Consider the following 23,418-nt stretch of genomic DNA (forward strand, 5'->3'; position numbering starts at 1 on the left):
GCCACGGTACGGCGCCTATGCACGAAGTGGGGTCACCGACGCGAAAGTCTCCAACCTGAAGCGACAAATGATTCAGGCGTTCGCTCTCCGTCGAGAAGAACATCGCGTCCGTGCGTGATCTTCACACCGTCGACGTACACACCGCGGCCCTGGTACAGCGGATCGGAGGCGTACCGCCAGCGGATCGTCTGCGCACCCTCGCCGAGTTCGGCCGACACCTGGTGCCAGTGCCGGTCGCCGGAGCCGCTGATCGACCCGTCGGTGTCGATCACGGTTCCGCGGTCCCGCACGGTGAACGGCAGCTTCGTCCAGGTGGTCCCGTCCGTCGACGTCTCCAGGTACAGCAGATCCGTGTCCTCGGTGTCGACGAACAGGTCGAAGGCCAGCTTCGCTCCCCCGGCCGGTACGGCGACCTGCGTGGCCAGGGTGGTCGTCGCGTTGTCCGTCGTACCGGAGAACCAGGCGTCCTTGCCGTGCTGCGGACCGACGCCGAGCGCCAGGGCAAGCCCTTGCACGACGGCCCGGCGAGCCGGGTTGTTGCTGCCCCAGTTGCGGCTCGGGTGGACCCGGTTGGTCAGCAGGATGGCGAACGAGCGAGAGTCGAAGTCGATCACGATCGACGTCCCGGTGTAGCCGGTGTGCCCGGCCGTCCGCGGCCCGGACAGGCCGCCCATGTACCAGCGCTGGTTCAGCTCGAAGCCGAGGCCGTGGTCGTTGCCCGGGAAGGCCTGGTTGAAGTTGGTGATCATCGCGGTCACCGAGGATTCCTTCAGGATCCGGGCACCACGGTAACTGCCGCCGTTCAGAAAGGTCTGGGCCAGAACGGCGAGGTCGTCGGCGGTGCTGAAGACGCCGGCGTGACCGGCCACGCCGTCCAGCGACCAGGCGTTCTCGTCGTGCACCTCACCCCACACCATGCCCCGCGGCGGCGCGGTCTGATACTCCGTCGCGGCGATGCGCGGCTTCTTCTTCGGGTCCGGGTTGTAGCCGGTGTCGCGCATCTGCAGCGGCTTGGTGATGCCGTCGGCAACCAGCTTGTCCAGCGTCTTGCCGGTCACCCGGTGCGCCACCTCGCCGAGCGTGATCAGGTTCAGGTCGCTGTAGAGGTAGGTGCTGCCGGGCGGGTTCTGCAGCTTCGCGGTGAGCGCCAGCTGGAGCCGTTCCTCCGGCGTCTTGCCGGTGCTCCACAGCGGCAGCCAGGCCGGGAACCCGGTGGTGTGCGTGAGCGCCTGCCGGACCGTGATGGCTTCCTTCCCGTTCGCGGCGAACTCCGGCACGTACGTCGCGATCGGGGTGTCGAGGTCGACCTTGCCCTTCTCGACCAGCTGCATCACCACGATCGAGGTGAACAGCTTGGACACCGAGGCCATGTCGAAGATCGTGTCGGTGCGCATCGGGATCTGCTGGTCGGCCGGCAGCTCGGTGCCATTGCCGTCGGCGTACTTCAGCGCCATCCCGGTGGCGGTCCGGGTCACGACCTTCCCGTCGTGGCCGAGCAGTGTGACCGCGCCGGCGTACAGGGGTTTCGCCGTACCGTTCGGGCGGGTCCAGCCGTCGACCTGGGCGAGCGCCGCGTCGATCGGTGCCGGGTCCAGTCCGGCCTTCGCCGGGGTCGAGTCACGCAACAGCGTTCCCTTCGGTGCGTAGCCGTCGTACGGCTGGTCGAACCGGCCAGATCTGTTGCCGTCGGCAACTGCAGGGCTTGCCATCGTCAGCATCACCGCAGAGGCTATCGTGAGCGCCGCGACTCGTCTCACCGGTGGGCTCCCTTGTAGAGCAGGTACTTGGCGCGGCGCGCGGTCCATGCGTCGGTCTCAGACTTCCATGCCGCGACGATCTGCTCCGCGGTCGCGTCGGCCATCAGCATGGTGCGGAACCGGTCCGACCCGGTGAGCAGGTCGATCCACCGGCCGGGCGGGTTCTCGGCCCGCCAGGTGAAGTCCGGGTAGAGCTTGCGGGCCTCGACGATCATGTGCGTCGCCGCGGTGATCGCCTCGACCCGGGACGGATCGGTGATCTGCACCTGGACGCCGCCGCAGAGCAGGTTCGCGTTCTTGCTGATCGTCGGGGTGAAGTACGCCTCCCGGAACTCCACGCCCGGGATGGTCTTCTGCTGCAGCGCCTGCGCCCACTTGTAGTCGACGTACGGCGCGCCGATCAGCTCGAACGGCCGGGTCGTACCGCGTCCCTCGGACATGTTGGTCGCCTCGAACAGGCACAGGCCCGGGTAGACCAGCGCGGTGTCCGGGGTGGGCATGTTCGGGCTCGGCATCACCCAGGGCAGCCCGGTGTCGTCGTACAACTGGTCCCGCGTCCAGTTCTGCACCGGGATGACCTTGAGCTCCTTGAGCCGTGCGCCTCCTGCGTCGAGCGGCAGGTACTCGGCGTTGAAGAGCCGGGCGAGCTCGCCGACCGTCATGCCGTGCTGCTGGATGATCTCCTCCTTGCCGACCCCAGAGGTGAACCCGGGCTTCATCATCGGGCCGCGGGCGTACCCGCCGACCGGGTTCGGCCGGTCCAGGACGACGAACCGCGAGCCCGTGGTGATGGCCGCTTGCATCGCCGAGTACATGGTCCAGATGTAGGTGTAGAACCGCGCGCCGACGTCCTGGATGTCGAAGACGACCGTCTCGACGCCCGACTTGGTGTAGAGATCGACCAGTTTGTCCACGGTCGCGCCGTACGCGTCGTACACCATGATCCCGGTGCGGGGATCGACGTGGTCGCCCTCGGATCCGCCGGCCTGCGCCGACCCGCGGAAGCCGTGCTCCGGGCCGAAGACCGCGACGATGTTGACCTTCCCGGAGGCGTGCATGGTGTCGACGATGTGGTTGAAGTCGGGCAGGATGCCGGTCGGGTTGCTGATCACCCCGACCTTCTGACCGGCCAGCGCCCGCCAGTCGTCCTTGGCCAGCACCTCAGCGCCGGTCATCACCGCCTTGCCCCCGGCCGAACCGCCGGCGTGAGCGGCGGGTACGTCGATCAGCGGGGCGGCGGCGAGTGCACCAGCGCCCGCCAGCAAACTGCGTCGCTTCATCAGATCTCTCCTTCGGGCAGGGCGTCAGGGACGGAACGACAGGTCGGCTACCACGGGGCGATGGTCGCTGGCCGCTTGCTCAGGAGGCACCGCGACCCGCAGGACGTGCAGTCCCGTGCCGACGGTGACGAAGTCGATCCGCTTGACCGGATCGACCGCAGGATAGGTGTTCGGACCGCCGGAGGTCGTGCCGGTGGCGGTCCAGCTGTCGGTGAGCCGGGTCCACAGTCCCGCCAGCTCCGGAGCGGTCGCCTCGGCGTTGAAGTCACCGGTGAGGATCTGCAGATCCTTGCGGCGGTCGCCGGCCAGGATCTTCATCGTGTCGCGGACCTGGGCCTCCCGGACCGACGGATCCGCCCGGTAGTCCAGGTGCGTGCAGTAGACGTGCACCCGGCGGCCACGGACGTCGATCTCGGCCTCGAGGAATCCGGGCGCCGGGGCCGGCACCGGGTTCGGGTCCTGGGTCGACAGCCTGGTGATCGGGTGGTTCTCTGTCCGCACCAGCGGGAAACGGGACAGCACGCCGACGCCGTACTGGCGACGCGGCTGACCGGGCGTGGGCGGGTCGAGGTCGTAGATCGGCGCGAACCCGGCGTACATCCCGAGCGTGGCGGCCAGCTCGGCGATGGTGTCGCGCCACTGGCTGCGCGCGTCCCAGTGAACGTCGACTTCCTGCAACCCGATCACGTCGGCGTTCAGCGCCTTCAGGGCCTGGGCGGTCCGGTCGAGATCGAACACGTTGTCCTCGCCGGCCCCGGCATGAATGTTGTACGAGGCAACAGTCAGCCGGGTCTGCCGCGGGTCGAAGCCGAGCCCGTGACCGAACGGGTACAACGTCACGGACGGATCGGGCTGCGCCGGGATCGCCACCGGCAGCTTGCCGGTGGGCGCCAGCTCGCCGTACAACACCTTGGCCAGCGCCTCCATCGAGACCGCCGCGTAGCCGTAGGTCGCTAGCGTGGTCGACGCGGACGGGAAGTAGGCGACGTCGTACGGATCGCGAACGGCGGCCAGGATCACCGGCCGGCCGGTGGCGAGCAGGGCGTTGACCAGCTTCTGCTGCTTGGCCTGCTTGTCAGTGACCTCGGTGTCCCAGGCCTTCATCGTGAGTACGACGGTGAGATCCGCGTCCGCCGATGCGGCGACGGCATCGTCGATCTTGGCGTCGGTCGGCGTCGCTCCCGTGTCCTTCACGACCGCCGTCGCGCCGCGGCCCTGCAGTGCGGTCCCGAGCGCCGCCGGGCTGTAGCCGGCGACCAGGATCTTCCGCGGCGCCGGGGACAACGGCAGCAGGCCGGCGTCGTTCTTCAGCAGGGTCGTACTGCGATCCGCGATCCGCTGGGCGGCGGCGTAGTTCGCCGGTGTGCCGACCACCTTCGCGACGCGAGCGAGGTCGACGTACGGCTGGTCGACGACACCGGTCCGGAGCTTCAGCTTCAGGATCCGCTCGACGCTCTGGTCGATCCGGGCCTCGCTGATCCGCCCGCCACGCACCGCGTCCAGCACCGAGTTGTACGCGAGCCCCGGGTCGACCGGCATCAGCAACTGGTCGACACCGGCCTCGATCGCCCGGAGCGGGATCTCGGCGTCGCCGTACTTGTCCCGCACGCCCTTCATGCCCAGCGAGTCGGTGATCACGACCCCGTCGAACCGGAGCTGCTCACGCAGGATCCCGGTCAGGATCGGCTTGCTCAGCGTCGCCGGGTCCTCGGCCGGGTCGAGGGCCGGTACGACGATGTGCGCGGTCATGATCGATTCGATCCCGGCCCGGATCGCCGCCTCGAACGGCGGCCGGTCGATCCGCGTCCACTCCTCCAGCGTGTGGCTGATCACCGGGATCCCGGTGTGGCTGTCGGTCGCGGTGTCACCGTGGCCGGGGAAGTGCTTGGCGGTGGACACGATCCGCCCATCCCGCTGGTACCCCTTCACCTGCTCGGCGGTCAGGGCGGCGACTACCGCAGGATCAGATGAGAAGGACCGGACGCCGATCACGGGGTTCAGCGGGTTGACGTTGACGTCCGCGACCGGGGCGAAGTCGGTGGTGATCCCGACCGCCTTCAGCTCCCGGCCGCCGATTCCGGCTGCCTGCCGCGCGTACTCCGCCGACCTGGTCGCGCCGAGCGCCATCGCGCCCGGGAACTGGGTCGCCGGTGGTCCGACCCGGAACACGACGCCGTGCTCCTGGTCGGTGCTGATCTGCAGCGGTACGCCGGTGTCGCCCAGCGCAGCGCCCTGTAGCCCGTTGGACAGCCGGGCGATCTGCTGCGGGTCCTTCACCGAGTCGGTCCAGGCGAAGTAGATCACCCCGCCGAGGTGGAACTTGCGCACCACTTCGGCCGGCGTCGCGACGCCATACAGGCTCGTGTTGCGGGCATCGGCCGTGTCGGCCGTCGGCCCGTAGGCGTAGCAGACGAACAGCTGGCCGACCTTCTGTTCCAGCGTCATCCGGCGCAGGGTCTCGCGGACCCATCGGTCGGTACCTGCTTGGGCGGTGGTTGTTCCGGCAACCGTCGTACCGGCGACTGCTGCCGCCGCGAGTCCGAGGGTCTGACGTCGGGTCAGGTGCAAGGCGAAAACCCCCACAAGTAATTGAATTACAGGCGCTCCCCCGCGACGCGAAAGTTACCCACATGCCCACGGTGGGTCAAGACTTAACTACGAAACTGACGCTGCTCCTACGTACAGATGAACAGGTAGTACCGGGTGAGGGGGTAGTGCACCTGCGCTTGGGGGTGCGGCGTGTACGGCGTATCGGGGGTGCACTACCTGTCCGTCTGCACGCCATCCACCGGTCAGACGGAGATGTCCACCGAGGGGCGGAGCTTGGCGGCCGCGGCGAGGGCCTCGTGGGCGGGGTTGCCGAGGAACTGCTCGACCAGGGCCTGGTCGGCCGGCTCGTGGACGCGGGGCAGGGCGATCTGCTCGTACGCCGCCTGGAAGCGCGGACCCCAGCGACGGGTGCCTAGCCGGGCGGTCCGTGAGCAGTTGTCGACCATGTAGGCGACGTCGCGGGCGTGCATGTAGGGCAGCAGCGAGTCGACCGCCTCGATGACGGATTCGTTCACGATCTCGGACCAGGCGTGGCCGCGGGCCGCGAACTCGTCGAGTTGCGCGACCATCGTGGCCACGAACAGTCCGGCGGTCAGCGGGTCGATCCCGGTCCGCACCGACGTACGGCGGGCGTGCACCGCCGTACTGTGCGACCACATCGGGCTGCCGGCGATCGGGGACATCGGGCGGGCGGCGAGACGCTGCTCGGCCAGGATCACGCTGCGGAGTTCGGTGCCCTCGGCAACTTCGTCGTAGATCTCGGCGACCAGGTCGCGAGCCGGCCGGTAGGCGACGGAGTAGGCACGGTCGAACAAGTCCTCGTCACCCGTGGCGCCCCGTACCGCCGACAGGCCCGAGTCCGAGATGGTGCGGGCGATCGGGCCGGTGATCGACTCGGTGGATCGCTCGTACGCCGTCACCGGATCGGCGCCCGCGATGACGAAGTGGCGATAGAGCGCCTCCACCAGACCGTGGACCGCGCCGAGCAGGATGGCACGCTCGCCGACGATGTCGGACCGGTACTCGTCGGCCAGTGTGGTGGCGAACGTGTACGGCGATCCCAGGCCGATCGACCAGGCCAACGCCCGGTCCGTCGCGTGACCGTCCGGGTCCGCATGGACGGCGATGCTCGCGTTGATGCCGGCGCCGTTGACCGTCGCGCCCTGCTGGTACAGGCGGCGTACCGAGTCACCCATTCCCTTCGGGCACACGGCGATCACGGGATGCCCGGCGGGGAAGTCACTGCCGATCGACTGCAGATGACCCAGCAGGAAGCCGTGCGAGAGCCCGATCGTTGCGCCAGGCTTGAGCACCGCGAAGATCTTCTCGTGCTCGGCCGCCAGCGCTGCGTCGGCGATGAGCAGGATCACCAGGTCCGATTCCGCGGCGACCGCCAGCCAGTCCCCGAGCGTGCCGTTCTCCTCGGTGAAGCCGTGCGCGCGGGCATCGTCCGCCGATCGCGAACCTGGCCGCAGCCCGACGGACACGACCACCTCGGTCCCGGCCAGCGAGTCCCGCAGGTTCTGGGCCTGGGCGCTGCCTTGCGGCCCCCAGCCCAGGACGCCGATCCGCCGTACGCCGTGCAGGGCCTGCGGCAGCAAGGGGAACAGGTCACGGCCGCCACGGACGATCGTTTCCGTCCCTCCCGGAACCGTCATGGTCTCGGTCCGGAAGACCGACGAGGTGAGGGTGCTCATGACCTTCAGTTAAGGTCGATCAGAGGCGTTGCAGCAAGCGCAACATCTGCACCGGGCCGTTGCAGGAGATGAAACATGGAGCATCGCGAGCTGGAGCTGTTCCTGCATCTCGCCCGCACGCTGAACTACGGGCGCACCAGCCTCGAGTGCCACGTCAGCGCCGCGACCCTGACCCGGACGATCCAGCGACTGGAGACGCGGGCCGGTGCCCGCCTTCTCGACCGTGGACCGCGTGGCGTCGTACTGACCGCTGACGGTCGCCGGTTCACGGCGTACGCCGAACAGGCCCTGGCACTGTGGGACGACTATCGCGCCGGCGCGGGTGAGGCCGCGGATCTCACCGGCGAACTGCGGATCTTCGCCACGGTCACCGCCTGCCAGGCCCTACTGCCCGACCTGCTCGCTCCGTTGCGCGCAGCGCATCCCCAGATCCGGCTCGATGTCCGGACCGGCGACGCGGCCGCCGCGCTGGCGAGGCTCGACGAGGGCGAGGTGGACGTTGCCGTGGCTGGCATCCCGAAGCGGTTGCCGCAGTCCATGGTGATGCGCACCGTTGCCGTCACCGACCTGGTCCTGGTCACCAGCCGCGACGGTACGCCGGACGGACCGTTCGTGGTGCCGGCGCGCGGACTCGTGCGGGATGCGGCGTACCGCTGGTTCCGCAAGACCGGGGTGAAACCGGTCATCGCGGCTGAGCCGGACGGTCACGAGGCCCTGCTGGCCCTGGTGGCACTCGGTTGCGGCACAGGCGTCGTACCTCGCCTGGTGTTCGAGTCATCGGCGGTCCGCGACCGCCTGGTCGAGCGGCCCCCGAACCCGCCGCTCGAACCCCTCACGATCGGGCTGTGCGCGCGCCGCGCTGATCTTCACCGCCCTTTGATCAGCGCCCTCTGGGACCTGCGACCGTAGCTCCGGGGCTGAGCTCGGCCAGCCGCCGTTCCGGGGCGGGCGCCGCGTCCGCGAGCAGTTGGGTGTACTCGTGCTGGGGATTCAGGATCACGTCGTCGGCCGGGCCGTGTTCGACCACCTCACCGCGGTACAGCACCATGATCTCGTCGCTGAAGTGCCGCGCGGTCGCGAGGTCGTGGGTGATGTAGAGGACCCCGAGGTTCTCCTCGCGCTGCAGGGTTGCGAGCAGGTTGAGAACGCCGAGTCTGATCGAGACGTCGAGCATCGAGACGGGCTCGTCGGCGACCAGGATCGCAGGCTCGGGTGCGAGCGCCCGGGCGATCGCGACGCGTTGGCGCTGGCCGCCGGACAGCTCGTGCGGCTTGCGCCGGGCGAAGTCCTCGGACGGATCCAGCCGGACCCGGCGCAACAGGTCCAGCACGCGCTCGGCGACCTGTTCACGGGTGAAGTCGGGGTGATGGATCCGCACGGGACGGGCGAGGTGATGGCCGATCGTGTGGTACGGGTTCAACGACGAGAACGGGTCCTGGAACACCATCTGCACGGCCTTGCGGTACGCCGCCGCGGGCGATCCGCGGTACCGCATGGGTTCGCCGTCCACGAGGATCGCTCCGGAGGTCGGCCGCTCGAGCTGCATCAGCAACTTGGCGATCGTCGACTTGCCCGACCCGGACTGCCCGACCAGTGCGACCGTACGGCCCGGCTTCAGCTCGAAGCTCACCTTGTCGACGGCGCGAAGCCTGGTGATCTGCAGACCGTCGCGCAGCCGGTACTCCTTGACCACGTCGCGCATCTCCAGGACGGTCATCGGGCCTCCAGCTCTTCTGCCATGGCGGCATCCACGGTCTGCTCGGTCTCGTCCAGCGCGACATCGTCACCGAGGCTGCCGTCCCGCACGAAGCCGCCCCGCTCGCCGGTCAGGCTGGGGAACGACGACAGCAGACGCCGGGTGTAGGGATGCTTGGGTCGTGTGTAGAGCGTCAGCGCGTCGTCCAGCTCGACGATCAGCCCGGCCCGCATGACCGCGATCCGGTCGCTGATCTCGAGGAGCAGCGGCAGGTCGTGGGTGATGAAGACGACGGCGAACCCGAGTTCCGACCGGAGCCCGGTGATCTCCTGAAGGATCTCTCGCTGGACGACCACGTCCAGCGCGGTGGTCGGCTCGTCCATGATGAGCACCTCCGGCTCGAGAGCCAGCGCCATCGCGATCATCACGCGTTGCCGCATGCCGCCGGACAGTTCGTGCGGATACGCGCGGAGCCGGTTGCGGTCGACGCCGACGCGTTCGAGCAGCCCGGCACAGCGTTGGCGGCGCTCCGTCTTGCCCACCTCGGGCCGGTGCGTGATGAACACGTCCTCGAGCTGCTCGGAGATCCGCAGTACCGGGTTGAGCGAGTTCATCGCGCCCTGGAACACCATCGCGATCTTGTCCCAGCGGAACGTGCGCAGCTCCTCACCGGCCAGCGCCGACAGGTCGATGTCGTCGCCGTCGTTCGCTGCGAACAGGACGCGTCCGGAGGTGATCATCGCCGGCGGCTTCAGCAGCCGGGTGATGCCGTAGGCAAGCGTCGATTTGCCGCAGCCGCTCTCACCGGCCAGGCCGAGGATCTCGCCGCGTCGCAGGGTGAGCGAGACCTCGCGGACGGCATGCACGGTCGTCTCGGCCAGGTAGTCGATGCTGAGGTTCTCGATCCGGAGAACTTCCGCAGCCTTCATGGTTTCACCTCGCGGCTCATGGTCCACTTGGTGCGTTCGGCGCGCGTCTGGGAGCGCAGCTTCGGGTTGATGATCTCGTCGATCGAGAAGTTGATCAGGGACAGCGCCGCGCCGAAGAGCGCGATCGCCAGTCCCGGAGGTGCGAACCACCACCAGGCGCCGAGCCGGAGCGCGAGCCCGTTCTGGGCATAGAACAGCATCGTGCCCCAGGTGAAGGACCCGGACGCGCCGAGACCCAGGAACGACAGGCCTGCCTCGCCGAGGATCGCGAAGATCACCGCGAACACCACCTGCGACGCGAGCAGCGGGATCAGGTTCGGCAGGATCTCGACGAGCAGGATCCGCCAGCGCTTCTCGCCGCTGATCCGCACGGCGAGCACGTAGTCGCGACCGCGCACGCTGAGAGTGAAGCCCCGCAGTACCCGCGCGGAGCCGGCCCAACTGGTGATCGCGAGGACGGCGGCGACCAGCCAGATCGACTTGTTCGGTACATAGCTGGAGATCACGATCACCAGCGGCAGGCCGGGGATCACCAGCATGATGTTGGTGAGCAGCGAGAACGCCTCGTCGGTCCAGCCGCCGACGAACGCGCCGACGATGCCGAAGAACGACGACAGCAGGAGCGTGAGCGCACCGACCACGGCGCCGATGATCAGTGAGCCGCGCGTCGCGTAGGCGAGCTGGGCGAAGATGTCCTGACCGTTCTGCGTGGTGCCGAGGACGAAGCCGTTGCCCGGACCGGTCAGCCCGATGTCTCGCACGGTCGACGGGTCGCCGACGAGCAGTGGGGCGAGGACTCCGAACAGGACGATCAGGCCGGCGATCGTCAGACCGACGGCCAGCTTCAGGGTCATCGGCGGCAGCCGGCGCCGGGCCGTCCTGACCGGCGACGGTCCTTGCGCGGTGGCCGCTTGCGCCGCCCCTTCAGTGGTGATGGCCAATCGTGTTCACCTCAATTCCTCTGAGTGCAGAGCTAGGAGCGCGCACGGGTGCGGGGATCGATGACGCCGTACAGGAGGTCGACGAGCAGGTTCGCGCCGAGTACGGCCAGCGTGATGATCAGGAAGACTCCCTGCATCAGCGCGTAGTCGTTGTTGCCGACGGCAAGCAACAGCGCGGAGCCGATCCCGGGATAGGAGAAGACCGCCTCGGTGACGATCGAACCGGCGACCACGAAACCGAGGGAGATCGCGAACCCCGAGATGGACGGCAGGACCGCGTTCCGGGCCACGTAGCGGGAGCGGATCCGGCGCGGGGTGAGTCCCTTCGCCTCGGCGGTGACGACGAAGTCCTCGGACAGCGTCGACACCATCATGTTGCGCATCCCGAGCATCCAGCCGCCGATCGACGACACGACGATGGTCAGCGCCGGGAGTGTGCCGTGGTACAGGACCGACCGGGCGAACGGCAGGTTCCAGCCCGGCGTCACGGAGTACACGTCGTACCCGCCGTTGAGCGGGAAGAGCGGCCAGGTGCTGCCGAGCAGGAACAGCAGCAGCAGCGCGAGCCAGAAGTACGGCACCGACTGCAGCATCGTGGTGACCGGGATCAGGTTGTCGATCCAGGATCCACGCCGCCAGCCGGCCGCGCGGCCCAGCAGGATCCCGACGAGGAACGAGATCACTGTCGCGATGCCGATCAGGCCGACGGTCCAGGGCAGCGTCTGGCCGATGATCTGCGAGACCGGCGCCGGGAAGTACGCGACCGACGTGCCGAGATCGCCGGAGACCAGTTGGTGCAGGTACTTCCCGTACTGGACCCACAACGACCCGTTCGCATCCGTCCCGAGCAGCGCCTCGATCGCTGCCCGGGTCGTCGGGGTGACCGGGCCCTTGGTCGCCAGCTTCGACAGCATCAGGTCGACCGGGTTCCCCGGCATCAGCCGGGGAATCAGGAAGTTCAGGGTCAGCGCCGCCCAGAGGGCGACGACGTAGAAGGCGAGCTTTCGCAGCAGGTAACGCACGGTCGGCCCGGCCCGCGGCTACTGGGCGGGGGTGATCGTCTTGAGGACGATCCCGGCGTCCCAGGCCTTCCAGGCCGCGGGCAGGACGTAGGGGTTGTCCTTGGTCGGCCAGCCGGTCGCCCGGGAGGTGTTGAACTCGGTGAGCATCGAGTTCACGTAGACCGGGATGTAGGGCAGCTGGTCGTCGATGACGGCCTGGATCTTCCCGTACTCCGCCTTCTGGACAGCCTTGTCCGTCGTACCGGCCGCGGTCGTGAGGGCCGCATCGACAGCCGGGTCGGAGAACCGGGACTGGTTGCCGGCGCTGGCGGACTTGCCGACCGGTGCCGTGTTCGGGGTCGCGAGCTTGCTGTTGTACGTGAAGTACGGGTTCGTGGACGCGCCCAGGCCGACGGAGTCCAGCGACAGCTGGAACTTGCCGTTCGTCTGCGCGGCGTTCCACTCGTTCCACGAGACCTGGCTGGGCTTCAGCTCGATGCCGATCGCGGCCAGCTGCTGCTTGAGGGTGTCGTTGATCAGGATGTAGTCGCTCCAGCCCGTCACGGTCTGGATGGTCAGCGAGAGGCGCTTGCCGGCCTTGGTCCGTACGCCGTCACTGCCCTTGGTCCAGCCGGCCGCGTCGAGGAGCTTGTTCGCCTCGTCGGCGTCGGCGCTCTGCGGAAGCTTGGCGGAACCGGTGTCCGCGATCCAGTCGTCGTCGCGGCCCGGGAGCAGCAGGGTCGGCGATCCGACGCCCGCGACTCCGCCGCCGGCCAGCTTGGCGAGCTGTTCGCGGTTCATCGCCAGGTAGACCGCCTTGCGTACCGCCGGGTCGGTCTGCGGTCCGGTGCACCCGAGGCCCGAGTTGGCGCAGGTCACGATCACGGTCGTCATCACGGGGGTGTTGACGTAGGTCAGGTTCTTGCCGGCCTTCATGATGTTGTCGATCCCGGGCAGGTAGGCGCTCGCCCAGTCGACCTTGCCGGCGACCAGTGCCGCACTGGCGGCGTCCGCCGACTGCAGCGGGATGTAGCGGACCTCCTTGACGGTGGGTTTGCCCGCCTCCCAGTACTGGTCGTTCTTCGTCAGCACGTAGCTCTGCGGCGTGAACGACTTCAGCTTGAACGGGCCGGTGCCGACCGGATTGTCGTTCAGGTTCGTCGTCGGGTCCTTGATGTCCTTCCAGATGTGCTCGGGCACGATCGCCTGGTTGGCGAGTACAGCGGGCTCCTGCATGAAGGACTTCGACTTGAAGGTGAGGACGGCGGTGTCGTCCGCGGTGGCGCTGGCCGTGGCGGCGAGGCCGGACGGGTTCAGCGCGGGGGTCTTCGCGACCAGGTTGAAGGTGAAGGCCACGTCCTTCGCGGTGAACGGCTGGCCGTCGTTCCACTTGACGTCGTGGCGGAGCTTGATGGTGAGCTCGGTTCCGGCCGCGTTCCAGGAGTAGCCGGTGGCGAGGACCGGCGTCGGGTCGGACTGCTTCGCGAAGTTGTACCAGTACAGCGGCTCGTAGATGACGCCCAGCGTCGACTGGAGGGCAGTGCTGCTGAACGGATTGAAGTTCTTGGTGGTGATGTCACCGGCCGCGACGGTGATGGAGGCGTCCTTGGCGGCCGGCTGGCCGCCGTTGGCGGCGCCGGAACAGGCGCCGAGCAGGAGTGCTGTGGCGGTCACGGCCGCGGCGCTCACCAGGCGTCGCGTCCTCGTACGGTTCGTCGAATTCCGGAGCATCGATCGATTCCTTTCCGGGCCATGGTCCGCACCAACGCGGTCCTTGGAACGCGTCACCCGGCACCCGGCCAGGGAAGCTGGCCGTAACTTAGTTGGCCTAACAAACTCCGCGCAAGGGGTTGTATCCGTAACGATTCGGCAGCGGAGCGTGGAAAGGACGGGCCGAGTATGGGCCTGGCGCCGCGCGGGTGGCCGCCCTACGCGGAGATGGCGAGGCCGGACCTGAGCATCATCAGCGCGGCGCCGATCGCGGCTGCGTCGTGGCCGCGCTCGTCCAGGACGACCTCGGTGGCCACGCTGCGCCCGAAGGCGGAGCTCATGATCCGCTCCTGCAGGATGGGCAGGTAGATCGTCCCGGCGACGGCGAAGGCCGGACCGGTCAGCACCAGGAGTTGTACGTCGTACATGTTGGTGATCACCTGGGCGCCGAGCGCCAGCCAGGACGCGGAGTCCCGGATGATGGCCTCGGCCCGGGAGTCGCCGGTCAGCGCGAGGCGCGCGATGGCGGCGAAGGCCGCGACCCCGGTACGCCGGTGCGAGCCGAGGTCGAGCCCCGCCGCGCGGGCCTTGGCGACGACCGTGGCGGGACCGGCGACCGCCTCGAGGCAGCCGGTGCTTCCGCACCAGCACTGCGGGCCGCCGATCTGGACACAGACGTGTCCGACCTCGCCGGCGTTGCCGTGCGCTCCCTGGTAGACGTTGCCGTTCAACCGCAGGCCCGAACCGATGCCTTCGCTCATGAACAGCGCGGCCATCACCGAGACGTCGTGGCTGGTGGTGAGCCGGGTGCCCGCGGCGGCCGCGGTCGCGTCGTTCTCGAGCAGCGCCGGCAGCCCGAGGCGTTCCTCCAGGCGGCGGTGGATCGGGAAGCCGACCCAGTTCGCCATCGACGGCGGGGCCGAGGCCACACCGCGGTTGCGGATCAGCGGCCCGGGACAGACGAAGCCGAGTCCGAGGACGAGGGACAGGTCGACTCCGGCACGCTCGATCAGTTCGCCGGTCTCCTGCGCGATCCGCTCCACGACCTGCTCCGGATCACTCTCGTCGCCCGGCCCGTCCCGTCGCCAGCGGGCCACCACACCGCCGGCGTAGTCGACCAGCACGTACGTCAGGCTGTCGTTGCTGAGGTGGACGCCGACGACGTACCGTGCCGTTGCCCGGATCCGGAGCATCGTGCGGGGCTTGCCGCCGGTCGACGTGCCGCGACCGGCCTCGTCGACCAGGCCGTCGTCGATCAGCCGACGGACCAGCGTGGTGACCGACGGCGCGGTGAGGCCGGTGATCTGGGTGAGTTCGACCCGGCTGAGCGTGCCCGCGGAGCGGATGCTGTCCACAATGAGGGCGCGGCTGTTCGTCGGTGCCGGGTCGTAGCCCGGTGATCGCGACGAGTCGCTGACCTGCTGCATCGGAACGTCCGCTTTCTGCCAGTTAGTTAGGTCTGTGAATATAGTGGTTACGGTGGCCTTGGAGGGCAGTGTATGCAGGACATGACGCCGAGGGAGCGCATCGCCGGGCTGGTGCTGGAGCGTCCCAGACGGCTGCTCGGGATGGAGCCGTTCATGGCCGACGTCGCCCAGGGGGTCGAGGAGGTCTTCGCGGGGCGGCGCTGCAGCCTGCTGATCCAGTTCGCCGCCGACATCGCCGACGAGATCGAGATCTGGCGCCGGTGGGTGGCCAACGACCACGTCGACGGCATCGTGATGGTGGACCTCCGGACGGCGGATCCGCGGCTCGCCGAGCTCCAGCGCCTGCAGGTGCCCGCGGTCCTGCTCGGCGGTCCCGAGTTGCAGGTGCCGATCACCAACGTGCTGGTCGACAACGCCGAGGGGGCTCGCGCGGCCGTTCGGGCACTCGCGGATCTCGGCCATCGCGATATCGCCCGGGTCAGCGGCCCGCGCGACATGCTCCACTGCCAGGCCCGCGACACCGCGTTCATGGAGACGTGTGCACAGCGAGACGTGCATGGCCGGGTCATCGAGGGGGACTACTCCGAGGACTCCGGCCGCGACGCGACCCGGCAACTGCTCACCGGCAGCCAGGTCCCGACGGCCGTTGTCTACGACAACGACCTGATGGCGATCGGCGGCCTGGCCGTGGCGAAGGAGCTGGGCGTCGCGGTCCCCGACCAGCTGTCCGTCATCGCCTGGGACGACACCGCGGTCGCCCGGTTGGCGCACCCGCCCTTGAGCGTGGTCACCGTCGACGTCCATGGCCTCGGCACCATCGTCGGCGAGGCGATCCTTGCGGTCATGGACGGCGGCGAGGCGACGACCTACCAGGTCCCGAAACCAACCATCCGCCTCGCACAGTCCACCGCACTCAGGACCGGCGAGGCCCGGCCGTCGTAGCGCCTGGGTAGAGCTTCGCCGGGACCAGTTGCGGCGGCAGTGGATCGGCGCCTTCCAGTTGGCGAATCAGTGCCTCGGTGCCCAGCTGGCCGAGCTCCGGTCCGGGGGTTCGCATGATGGTGAGCGCCGGGTTCGTGAGGGCCGCCATTTCCGGTGCCATCAGCAACGGCAGGACCGAGATGTCGTCGGGAACCTGATAGCCGAGGCGATTCAGGCCGGCGACCGCGCCGAGCGCGGCGAACTCGTTGACGATCAGGACGGCGGTGGTGTCCGGGTGGTCTCGCAGCAGGCGCCCCATGGCGTCCTGACCGGCGAGGGTCGATCCGGCGCATTCCAGCACGACTGTCTCCAGGCCGTACTCCGGTGCCACCCGGCGAAACGCTGCTTCGGAGCGCACGTACGGACCGTAGGTGCTGAAGAGGGGATCGTTGAGGTTGCCCGAGATCAGTGCCAGCCGTCGATGGCCGAGCCCGTGCAGGTAGCCGACCGCGTCCTCGACGGTCCTGTCGAAGTCGATGTCCACATGCGCCAGGCCCTCCAGCGAGCTGGTCCGCCCGATGAGGGCGAACGGCGTACCCATTTCCTGCAGAACGGTGACGCGGGGGTCGTCCAGTTGGACCTCCATCAGGACGACGCCGTCGGCCAGACCTTGGCCGACCAGCTCGGTCAGTTCGCCGCCGTCGTTGCCGACCGGCCAGAGGACCAGGTGGTAGTCCTGTTTGCGGGCCGCGTCGGCGGCACTCGTGAAGAACTCGGCGGCGGAGAAACCGAACTTGTGGTCGAGCGCCGGATAGGCCATCGCGATGATGTGCGTCCGCCGGCTGGCCAGCGCGCGGGCTACCGCGTTGCGGCGGTAGCCGAGCTCAGCCATCGCCTGCTCGACCCGCGCCCGGGTCGCCGCGGTCACCGGCTTCGTGTCGTTCAGCAGGAACGACACGGTCGCGATCGACACGCCCGCACGGTCCGCGACGTCCCGCATGGTGACCATCGAATTCCTCCACGTCTGAACCCTTGACAGCAGTGTGACCCAAGGAACATAGTCCTGTGACATCTCAGTTAAGCGGTTTACTCCCCCTTAGAGCAAGCGATCGGAAATTATCCACAGCCCGTGGTTAAACGCTTTGATCGAAGGAGCCCGATGTCATGATCAGCAAGCGGATCGCCGCCGTGCTGGCCGGTGCGACGACCGTGTCGCTCGTGCTGGCCGCCTGCGGCAGCAACGGCGAGGACTCCTCGTCGTCCTCGTCCGGGGACAGCGTCAAGAGCCTCACGATCCTGGACTACTACAACAACGACCCGGACAAGTCGCTGGTGCAGAAGGGTCTCGACACCTGCGCGAGCCAGCTCGGCATCACCATCCAGCGGGAGACGGTGCCTGGTGACACCTTGATCCAGAAGGTGCTGCAGCAGGCCTCGTCCAAGACGCTGCCCGACGTCCTGATGCTCGACAACCCCGACGTACAGCAGATCGCCGCCACCGGTGCGCTGGCGCCCTTGAACGACATGGGTCTGAATGGGGACGGAGTCATCCAGGGCATGGTCGACGCGACGTCGTACCAGGGCAAGCTCTACGGACTGGCGCCGGTGACGAACACGATCGCGCTGTTCTACAACACGCAGATGTTGCAGGAGGCCGGCGTACAGCCGCCGAAGACGTGGGAAGAGTTGAAGGCAGCGGCCACGAAGCTGACCAAACCCGGCCGGTACGGGATCGCGTTCAACGCCAACGCGACGTACGAAGGCTCCTGGCAGTTCCTGCCGGCGATGTGGACCAACGGCGGCGACGAGACCGACCTGAATACCCCGCAGGTGACCGAAGCCCTGCAGTTGTGGACGGATCTGGTGAAGTCGGGGTCGGCGTCGAAGAGCGTGATCAACTGGACCCAGGGTGACGCGAAGGACCAGTTCGTGGCCGGCAAGGCCGCGATGATGGTGAACGGGCCGTGGCAGATCCCGGCGCTGGAGAAGTTCCCGAACATCAAGTGGGACGTGGTCAAGTTCCCGGTGAACAAGCCGGACCAGACGCCGGTCGCACCGCTCGGTGGTGAGGCCTGGACGGTCCCGCTGAACAAGGACCAGGCCAAGCAGCAGAAGGCCGCCGACTTCGTGAAGTGCCTGAACTCGGACGAGAACGAGCTGGCCTGGGCGAAGGCCCGGTTCACGGTGCCGACCAAGATCGCGCTGCTCGACCAGTACGTCAAGGACGTGCCGTCGATGAAGGCCTTCACCGAGCAGGTCAAGACCGCTCGGTCGCGGACCGGCAAGCTGGGCGACAAGTGGCCGGATGCCGCGAAGGTGATCTATCAGGCGATCCAGTTGGCGCTCACCGGTAAGGCCGCACCCCAGGACGCCTTCAAGCAGGCGTCCGGCGGCTGATCGCGATGGCGGCATCGACAGTGCTGCAGGACGACACCAAGGTGGCCGGCCCGAAGCCTGCTCGCAGGCCTCGTGGCCGGCGCCACCGGGGTGAGGATCTGACCAGGATCCTCTTCGTCCTGCCGGCCGCGGTCGCAATGATCGCGCTGTTCGGCTATCCCGTGGTGAAGAACCTGCTGATGAGCCTGCAGGACTACGGCCTGCGGACGTTCTTCACCGGGGACGCCCCCTGGGTCGGACTGAAGAACTACAGCACGGTGGTGAACGACAACCTGTTCTCGCAGGCGATGGTGAACACCGCGCTGTTCACCATCGGCTCGATCGCCTTCCAGTTCGCCATCGGCCTGGCGCTGGCGCTGTTCTTCCACCGGCGCTTCCCGCTCAGCGGCGTCCTGCGGTCGCTGCTTCTGCTGCCGTGGTTGCTGCCACTGATCGTGTCGAGTGCGACCTGGCGCTCGATCCTCGAGCAGGACAGCGGCATCCTCAACCGGACCTTGACCGGGCTGCACCTGATCGACGATCCGGTGCCGTGGCTGAACTCGCCGTCGGTCGCGCTGATCGCGGTGATCGGCGTGAACATCTGGATCGGCATCCCGTTCAACGTGACCCTGCTGTACTCCGGCCTGGCCGAGATCCCGGACGAGCTCTACGAGGCCGGTCAGCTCGACGGCGCGACCGGGTGGCGTGCGTTCTGGTACATCACCTGGCCGAACCTGCGGGCGGTGGCGGGCGTGGTGCTGATGCTCGGGGTCGTCTACACGATCAAGGTGCTGGACATCATCCTCGGCCTCACCGGCGGCGGACCCGCGAACGCGACCCAGACGCTCGCAACGCAGTCGTACGAGCGGTCGTTCATCGACTTCAAGTTCGGTGAAGGTGCGGCGTTGAGCAACATCCTGATCGCGATCTCGTTCCTGTTCGCGATCTTCTACCTGCGCAGCACCCGCCGCGCCGTCGACGAATAGGGAGCGCAGCATGCGACGTACGGCGTACACCGTCATCGGTGTTCTCATCCTTGCTGTGATGCTGTTCCCGGTCTACTGGATGCTCAACGCCTCGCTTCAGCCGTCCGGCAACACCCTGACCGCGGGCTTCCTGCCGCTGCACCCGACGTTCGCCGGCTACAAACGCGCTCTCGACGAGCAGGGCGGCAACCTCGTCACCAGTCTGATCATCGCGACCGGGACCGTCGTACTCAGCCTGGCCATCGCCACCCCGTGCGCCTACGCGCTCTCACAGTTCCGGTCCCGCTGGGTGTCGGTCGGGCTGCTGGCGATCCTGATCTCGCAGATGATCCCGGGCATCGTGATCGCCAACGCGCTCTACACGGCCTACGAACGGATCGGGCTGCTGAACTCGATCCCGGGCCTGATCGTGGCGAACTGCGCCAGCGGTATCCCGTTCGCGATCCTGATCCTGCGCTCGTTCATGCTGTCGCTGCCGCCGTCGCTGGTGGAGGCCGCGCGGGTGGACGGCGCCGGGCTGTTCCGGGCGTTCGTCGCGATCGTGCTGCCGATCAGCAAGAACTCCCTGATCACCGCGGGACTGTTCAGTTTCCTCTTCTCCTGGAGCGATTTCCTCTTCGCGCTGACGCTGACCACCAAGGGCGGCGTGCGACCGGTGACGCTCGGGATCTACCAGTACCTCGGCACCCAGGTGCAGAACTGGAACGCGGTGATGGCGACCGCGGTGCTCTCGGCGATCCCGGCCATCGTGCTGCTGGTCGCCGCGCAGAAGTACATCGCCGCCGGCGCCATCGGCGGAGCCGTCAAATAACCCCTTACGGACAAGGACTTTCACACTATGACGATTCGCGTACTCGTCTGGGGCGAGAACCGGCACGAGCAGGTCGAGCCGCACGTCGCCGAGATCTACCCCGACGGCATGCACAGCACGATCGCGGCCGGCATCGCGGAGAACCTCGGCGACGCCGCCAAGGTCGGCACGACCACGCTGGACGAACCCGAGCACGGCCTGACCGAGGAGGTGCTGGCCGACACCGACGTACTGGTCTGGTGGGGTCACGCGGCCCACGGCGAGGTCGACGACAAGGTGGTCGAGCGCGTCTACCAGCACGTGCTGTCGGGGATGGGCCTGGTCGTGCTGCACTCCGGGCACTGGTCGAAGATCTTCGGCAAGCTGATGGGGACCTCGTGCACGTTGCGCTGGCGCAGCGAGCGGGACCGCGAACTGGTCTGGACGGTGAACCCGACGCACCCGATCGCGCAGGGCGTGCCGCACCCGATCGAGATCGAGCAGCAGGAGATGTACGGCGAGTTCTTCGACATCCCGGTGCCGGACGAACTGATCTTCGTCTCGTCGTTCTCCGGCGGTGAGGTGTTCCGCTCCGGCTGCACGTTCCGCCGCGGGCACGGCAAGATCTTCTACTTCTCCCCCGGCGACCAGGACTTCCCGGTCTACCATCACAAGGACGTCCGCAAGGTCATCGCGAACGGCGTCGCCTGGGCGATGACCGACCGGCCGGAGCGGGCGGTCCCGACGCTGCTGCGCTACGAGACCGGCGACTTCTTCAACGGCCAGGGCTACAAGGGCCCGATCGAGGAGCCCGCGGATGCCTGAACCCCTGCGACTGCTTCAGGTCGGCGCCGGCGGCATGGGCCGGGCCTGGCTTCGCACGATCTCGGAGAACCCTGACGTCGTACTGATCGGCCTGGTCGACCTGGACGTCGACGTTGCCCGGGCGGCCGCCGACGAGCACGGGTACGGCGACCTTCCGGTGGCGACCTCGATCGGCGAACTGGCCGACGGGGCCGATGCGGTGATCGACGTGACCGTGCCGCTCGCGCATCCGAAGGTCAGCGTGGATGCCTTGCTGCGTGGGCTTCCCGTGCTGTGCGAGAAGCCGCTGGCCGAGTCGGTCCGCGAATGCCTGGCGATGGTCGCGGCGTCGGAGGTCAGCGGGAAGCTGCTGATGGTTTCGCAGTCCCGCCGCTACTTCCGGGCCGCGTCCGCGTTCGGCCGCCAGATCGCCGAGCTCGGCACCATCGGTTCACTGTCGTGCGAGTTCTTCAAGGCCCCGCACTTCAGCGGCTTCCGGGAGCGGATGGCCGAACCGCTGCTGGTCGACATGGCGATCCACCAGTTCGACCTGGCCCGTAAGCTGATCGGCTCCGAGCCGGTGACGGTGTACTGCGAGTCGTACAACCCGGAGTGGAGCTGGTTCGACGGCAACGCGGCCGCCAGCGCGGTGTTTGCCTTCGCCAACGGAACTCGCTTCGCCTTCACCGGCAGCTGGTGCGCGCCCGGTCTGGAGACGTCGTGGAACGGTCGCTGGCGGGCGAGCGGCCGCGACGGTACGGCGACCTGGGACGGAGACAACCCGCCCGTCGCCGAACTCGCCTCCGGCGAATCGCTGCCGGCCGTCCTCGTGGACGACCCGGAGCAGATCGCCGGATCCCTGGTCGAGTTCGTCGACGCGGTCCGCGGCTCCACGATCCCGCAGTCCGAGGTGCACTCCAACGTCATCAGCGTCGCCATGGTGGAGGCCGCCGTACGCTCAGCCTCCCTAGGTACGCCGGTCCGCGTCGCCGACGTCCTGGAGTCCGCGTACGCCGAAGCCCTGACGACAGTCCAGGACGCCCGGCTCCGGACAACCCTGGAAAGCTGGCCCACCGTCCTCAAGACGGTCGGCCTGACCCCACCCTCCGACTGATCCGGCCACCACAACTCGCGGCCTTGAACAAGAACCGGCGGCCTTGAACAGGGTATTTCCTGTTCAAGGTCGCCAGATGGTGTTCAAGCAGCTCAGAGCTTGAGAGACGTGGCCACTACGTCGGCGAGGGAGTGGGCGATCTCGTGGGCCGCGTCGGACGACTCGGCCTCGACCATGACCCGGACCAGGGGCTCGGTGCCGGACGGGCGGAGCAGGACGCGACCGGTGTCGCCCAGGCGGTTGGTGGCTTCGGCCACCGCCGTCTGGACAGCCAGGTCCGTGCCGGCGCGGGTCTTGTCGACGTTCTTCACGTTGACCAGGACCTGCGGCAGGCGGGTCATCGCGCCGGCCAGATCGCTCAGGGACTTGCCGGTCTGGGCGAGCCGGGCGAGCAGCATGACCGCGGTCAGCGTGCCGTCGCCGGTGGTGGCGTGGTCGGACAGGATCACATGCCCGGACTGCTCGCCGCCGAGCTTGTGACCGCCCGCTTTCATTGCCTCGAGCACGTACCGGTCGCCGACCTTGGTCTGCTCGACCGCGATCCGCTCCCGGACCATCGCCTGGACGAAGCCCAGGTTGCTCATCACGGTGGCGACCACGGTGTCGTTCGACAACCGGCCGCTGTCGCGCATGGCCAGGGCCAGGATCGCGAGGATCTGGTCGCCGTCCACGAGCTCGCCGTTGGCGTCCACGGCCAGGCACCGGTCGGCGTCACCGTCGAGGGCGATGCCGAGGTCGGCACGGTGACCGAGCACCTCGCGCTGCAGACCCTCCAGGTGGGTGGATCCGCAGTCCAGATTGATGTTCAGGCCGTCGGGTGCGGCGGCGTACGTGATCACCTCGGCGCCGAGCCGGCGCAATGCCTCCGGCGCGGTCTGCGACGCGGCACCGTTGGCACAGTCGATGACGACCTTGATGCCGTCGAACCGGTTCGGCGCGGAGCGGACCAGATGCGAGACATAGGTCTCGAAGCCCTGGCCGTCCTCGAGCACCCGGCCGACGGCCGCGCCGGTCGGGCGCTGCCACTGCTCGTTCATCCGGGCCTCGATCGCGTCCTCGATCACGTCGTCGAGCTTGATCCCGCCGCGGGCCAGGAACTTGATGCCGTTGTCCGGCATCGGGTTGTGGCTGGCGGACAGCATCACGCCGAGGTCGGCGCCGGTCGAGCCGGTCAGGTACGCCACGGCCGGAGTCGGCAGTACGCCGAGCTTGACCACGTCGACGCCGGCGCTGGCCAGACCGGCCACCACCGCGGCTTCCAGGAACTCACCACTGGCGCGTGGATCCCGCCCCACAACGGCGCGTGGCCGGTGCCCTTCGAAGGCACCGGCCTCGCCGAGTACGTGAGCTGCCGCGACCGAGAGGTCGAGCGCCAGCTCCGCGGTCAGGTCCACGTTCGCCAGGCCACGGACTCCGTCCGTGCCGAACAAACGCCCCAT

The 23,418-nt window shown here is 68.2% G+C and carries 19 protein-coding genes; 7 read left to right on the forward strand and 12 right to left on the reverse strand.

Going from position 1 to position 23,418, the window contains the following annotated elements:
* Positions 1 to 32 precede the first annotated feature (32 nt).
* The 4 genes from ACIBG5_RS15985 to ACIBG5_RS16000 all read right to left on the reverse strand — a co-directional run bounded on the left by ACIBG5_RS15985 (position 33) and on the right by ACIBG5_RS16000 (position 7,284).
* Positions 33 to 1,718 (reverse strand): serine hydrolase, encoded by a 1,686-nt coding sequence (locus ACIBG5_RS15985; protein WP_396392291.1) that lies wholly within the window; start codon positions 1,716 to 1,718, stop codon positions 33 to 35.
* A gap of 35 nt (positions 1,719 to 1,753) precedes the next feature.
* Positions 1,754 to 3,037 carry an exo-beta-N-acetylmuramidase NamZ domain-containing protein gene (locus tag ACIBG5_RS15990; RefSeq protein ID WP_396392292.1) on the reverse strand — a complete coding sequence of 428 codons (1,284 nt, stop codon included), beginning with the start codon at positions 3,035 to 3,037 and terminating at the stop codon, positions 1,754 to 1,756.
* Between the two features lie 24 nt (positions 3,038 to 3,061).
* Entirely contained in the window at positions 3,062 to 5,605 is a 2,544-nt protein-coding gene (locus ACIBG5_RS15995; RefSeq protein WP_396392293.1) for a glycoside hydrolase family 3 N-terminal domain-containing protein, read from the reverse strand.
* A 224-nt stretch (positions 5,606 to 5,829) separates the two neighbouring features.
* On the reverse strand, positions 5,830 to 7,284 hold the full coding sequence (locus ACIBG5_RS16000) for a ketol-acid reductoisomerase (RefSeq protein WP_396392294.1): 1,455 nt from the start codon (positions 7,282 to 7,284) through the stop codon (positions 5,830 to 5,832).
* A gap of 75 nt (positions 7,285 to 7,359) precedes the next feature.
* On the opposite strand from ACIBG5_RS16000, the gene ilvY reads away from it, so the two are divergent.
* Positions 7,360 to 8,193, forward strand: coding sequence for an HTH-type transcriptional activator IlvY (gene ilvY / locus ACIBG5_RS16005; protein WP_396392295.1), 834 nt, complete (start codon positions 7,360 to 7,362; stop codon positions 8,191 to 8,193).
* Here ilvY and ACIBG5_RS16010 read toward each other — a convergent pair.
* The 6 genes from ACIBG5_RS16010 to ACIBG5_RS16035 all read right to left on the reverse strand — a co-directional run bounded on the left by ACIBG5_RS16010 (position 8,165) and on the right by ACIBG5_RS16035 (position 14,988).
* Positions 8,165 to 9,001, reverse strand: a complete 837-nt coding sequence (locus tag ACIBG5_RS16010; protein ID WP_396392296.1) for an ABC transporter ATP-binding protein — start codon at positions 8,999 to 9,001, stop codon at positions 8,165 to 8,167. The genes ilvY and ACIBG5_RS16010 overlap by 29 nt on opposite strands.
* Positions 8,998 to 9,909, reverse strand: a complete 912-nt coding sequence (locus ACIBG5_RS16015; protein ID WP_396392297.1) for an ABC transporter ATP-binding protein — start codon at positions 9,907 to 9,909, stop codon at positions 8,998 to 9,000. The genes ACIBG5_RS16010 and ACIBG5_RS16015 overlap by 4 nt, the downstream gene beginning before the upstream one ends.
* Positions 9,906 to 10,850 carry an ABC transporter permease gene (locus ACIBG5_RS16020; RefSeq protein ID WP_396392298.1) on the reverse strand — a complete coding sequence of 315 codons (945 nt, stop codon included), beginning with the start codon at positions 10,848 to 10,850 and terminating at the stop codon, positions 9,906 to 9,908. Before ACIBG5_RS16020 ends, ACIBG5_RS16015 begins: the two co-directional genes overlap by 4 nt.
* Positions 10,851 to 10,882: 32 nt before the next feature.
* Positions 10,883 to 11,872 (reverse strand): ABC transporter permease, encoded by a 990-nt coding sequence (locus ACIBG5_RS16025; RefSeq protein WP_396392299.1) that lies wholly within the window; start codon positions 11,870 to 11,872, stop codon positions 10,883 to 10,885.
* 18 nt (positions 11,873 to 11,890) lie between these two features.
* Positions 11,891 to 13,540, reverse strand: coding sequence for an ABC transporter substrate-binding protein (locus tag ACIBG5_RS16030; protein ID WP_396392300.1), 1,650 nt, complete (start codon positions 13,538 to 13,540; stop codon positions 11,891 to 11,893).
* 239 nt (positions 13,541 to 13,779) lie between these two features.
* A complete protein-coding gene (locus ACIBG5_RS16035) occupies positions 13,780 to 14,988 on the reverse strand; it encodes an ROK family transcriptional regulator (protein WP_360446613.1) in 1,209 nt (402 codons plus the stop codon).
* A 72-nt stretch (positions 14,989 to 15,060) separates the two neighbouring features.
* On the opposite strand from ACIBG5_RS16035, the gene ACIBG5_RS16040 reads away from it, so the two are divergent.
* Positions 15,061 to 15,930: a LacI family DNA-binding transcriptional regulator gene (locus ACIBG5_RS16040; RefSeq protein WP_396392301.1), complete on the forward strand. Its 870-nt coding sequence runs from the start codon at positions 15,061 to 15,063 to the stop codon at positions 15,928 to 15,930.
* Here ACIBG5_RS16040 and ACIBG5_RS16045 read toward each other — a convergent pair.
* Complete coding sequence (locus tag ACIBG5_RS16045) at positions 15,902 to 16,918, reverse strand: LacI family DNA-binding transcriptional regulator (RefSeq protein ID WP_396392302.1); 1,017 nt, start codon at positions 16,916 to 16,918, stop codon at positions 15,902 to 15,904. The genes ACIBG5_RS16040 and ACIBG5_RS16045 overlap by 29 nt on opposite strands.
* Positions 16,919 to 17,073: 155 nt before the next feature.
* Here ACIBG5_RS16045 and ACIBG5_RS16050 point away from each other — a divergent pair, with 155 nt between their 5' ends.
* Genes ACIBG5_RS16050 through ACIBG5_RS16070 form a run of 5 tightly spaced genes read left to right on the forward strand, consistent with a single transcriptional unit; the run spans position 17,074 to position 21,979 of the window.
* On the forward strand, positions 17,074 to 18,306 hold the full coding sequence (locus ACIBG5_RS16050) for an extracellular solute-binding protein (RefSeq protein ID WP_396392303.1): 1,233 nt from the start codon (positions 17,074 to 17,076) through the stop codon (positions 18,304 to 18,306).
* Positions 18,307 to 18,311: 5 nt separating this feature from the next.
* The gene (locus ACIBG5_RS16055; protein ID WP_396392304.1) at positions 18,312 to 19,271 is read left to right on the forward strand and encodes a carbohydrate ABC transporter permease; all 960 of its coding nucleotides are present in this window, start codon (positions 18,312 to 18,314) and stop codon (positions 19,269 to 19,271) included.
* A 10-nt stretch (positions 19,272 to 19,281) separates the two neighbouring features.
* Positions 19,282 to 20,082 carry a carbohydrate ABC transporter permease gene (locus tag ACIBG5_RS16060; protein WP_396392305.1) on the forward strand — a complete coding sequence of 267 codons (801 nt, stop codon included), beginning with the start codon at positions 19,282 to 19,284 and terminating at the stop codon, positions 20,080 to 20,082.
* A gap of 27 nt (positions 20,083 to 20,109) precedes the next feature.
* Positions 20,110 to 20,886, forward strand: coding sequence for a ThuA domain-containing protein (locus tag ACIBG5_RS16065; RefSeq protein WP_360446619.1), 777 nt, complete (start codon positions 20,110 to 20,112; stop codon positions 20,884 to 20,886).
* A complete protein-coding gene (locus ACIBG5_RS16070; protein ID WP_396392306.1) occupies positions 20,879 to 21,979 on the forward strand; it encodes a Gfo/Idh/MocA family protein in 1,101 nt (366 codons plus the stop codon). The genes ACIBG5_RS16065 and ACIBG5_RS16070 overlap by 8 nt, the downstream gene beginning before the upstream one ends.
* A 92-nt stretch (positions 21,980 to 22,071) precedes the next feature.
* Here ACIBG5_RS16070 and glmM read toward each other — a convergent pair whose 3' ends face one another.
* Positions 22,072 to 23,418, reverse strand: coding sequence for a phosphoglucosamine mutase (gene glmM, locus ACIBG5_RS16075; RefSeq protein ID WP_396392307.1), 1,347 nt, complete (start codon positions 23,416 to 23,418; stop codon positions 22,072 to 22,074).

Origin of the sequence: Kribbella sp. NPDC050241 (assembly GCF_044459685.1) — a bacterium.
Classification (GTDB): domain Bacteria; phylum Actinomycetota; class Actinomycetes; order Propionibacteriales; family Kribbellaceae; genus Kribbella.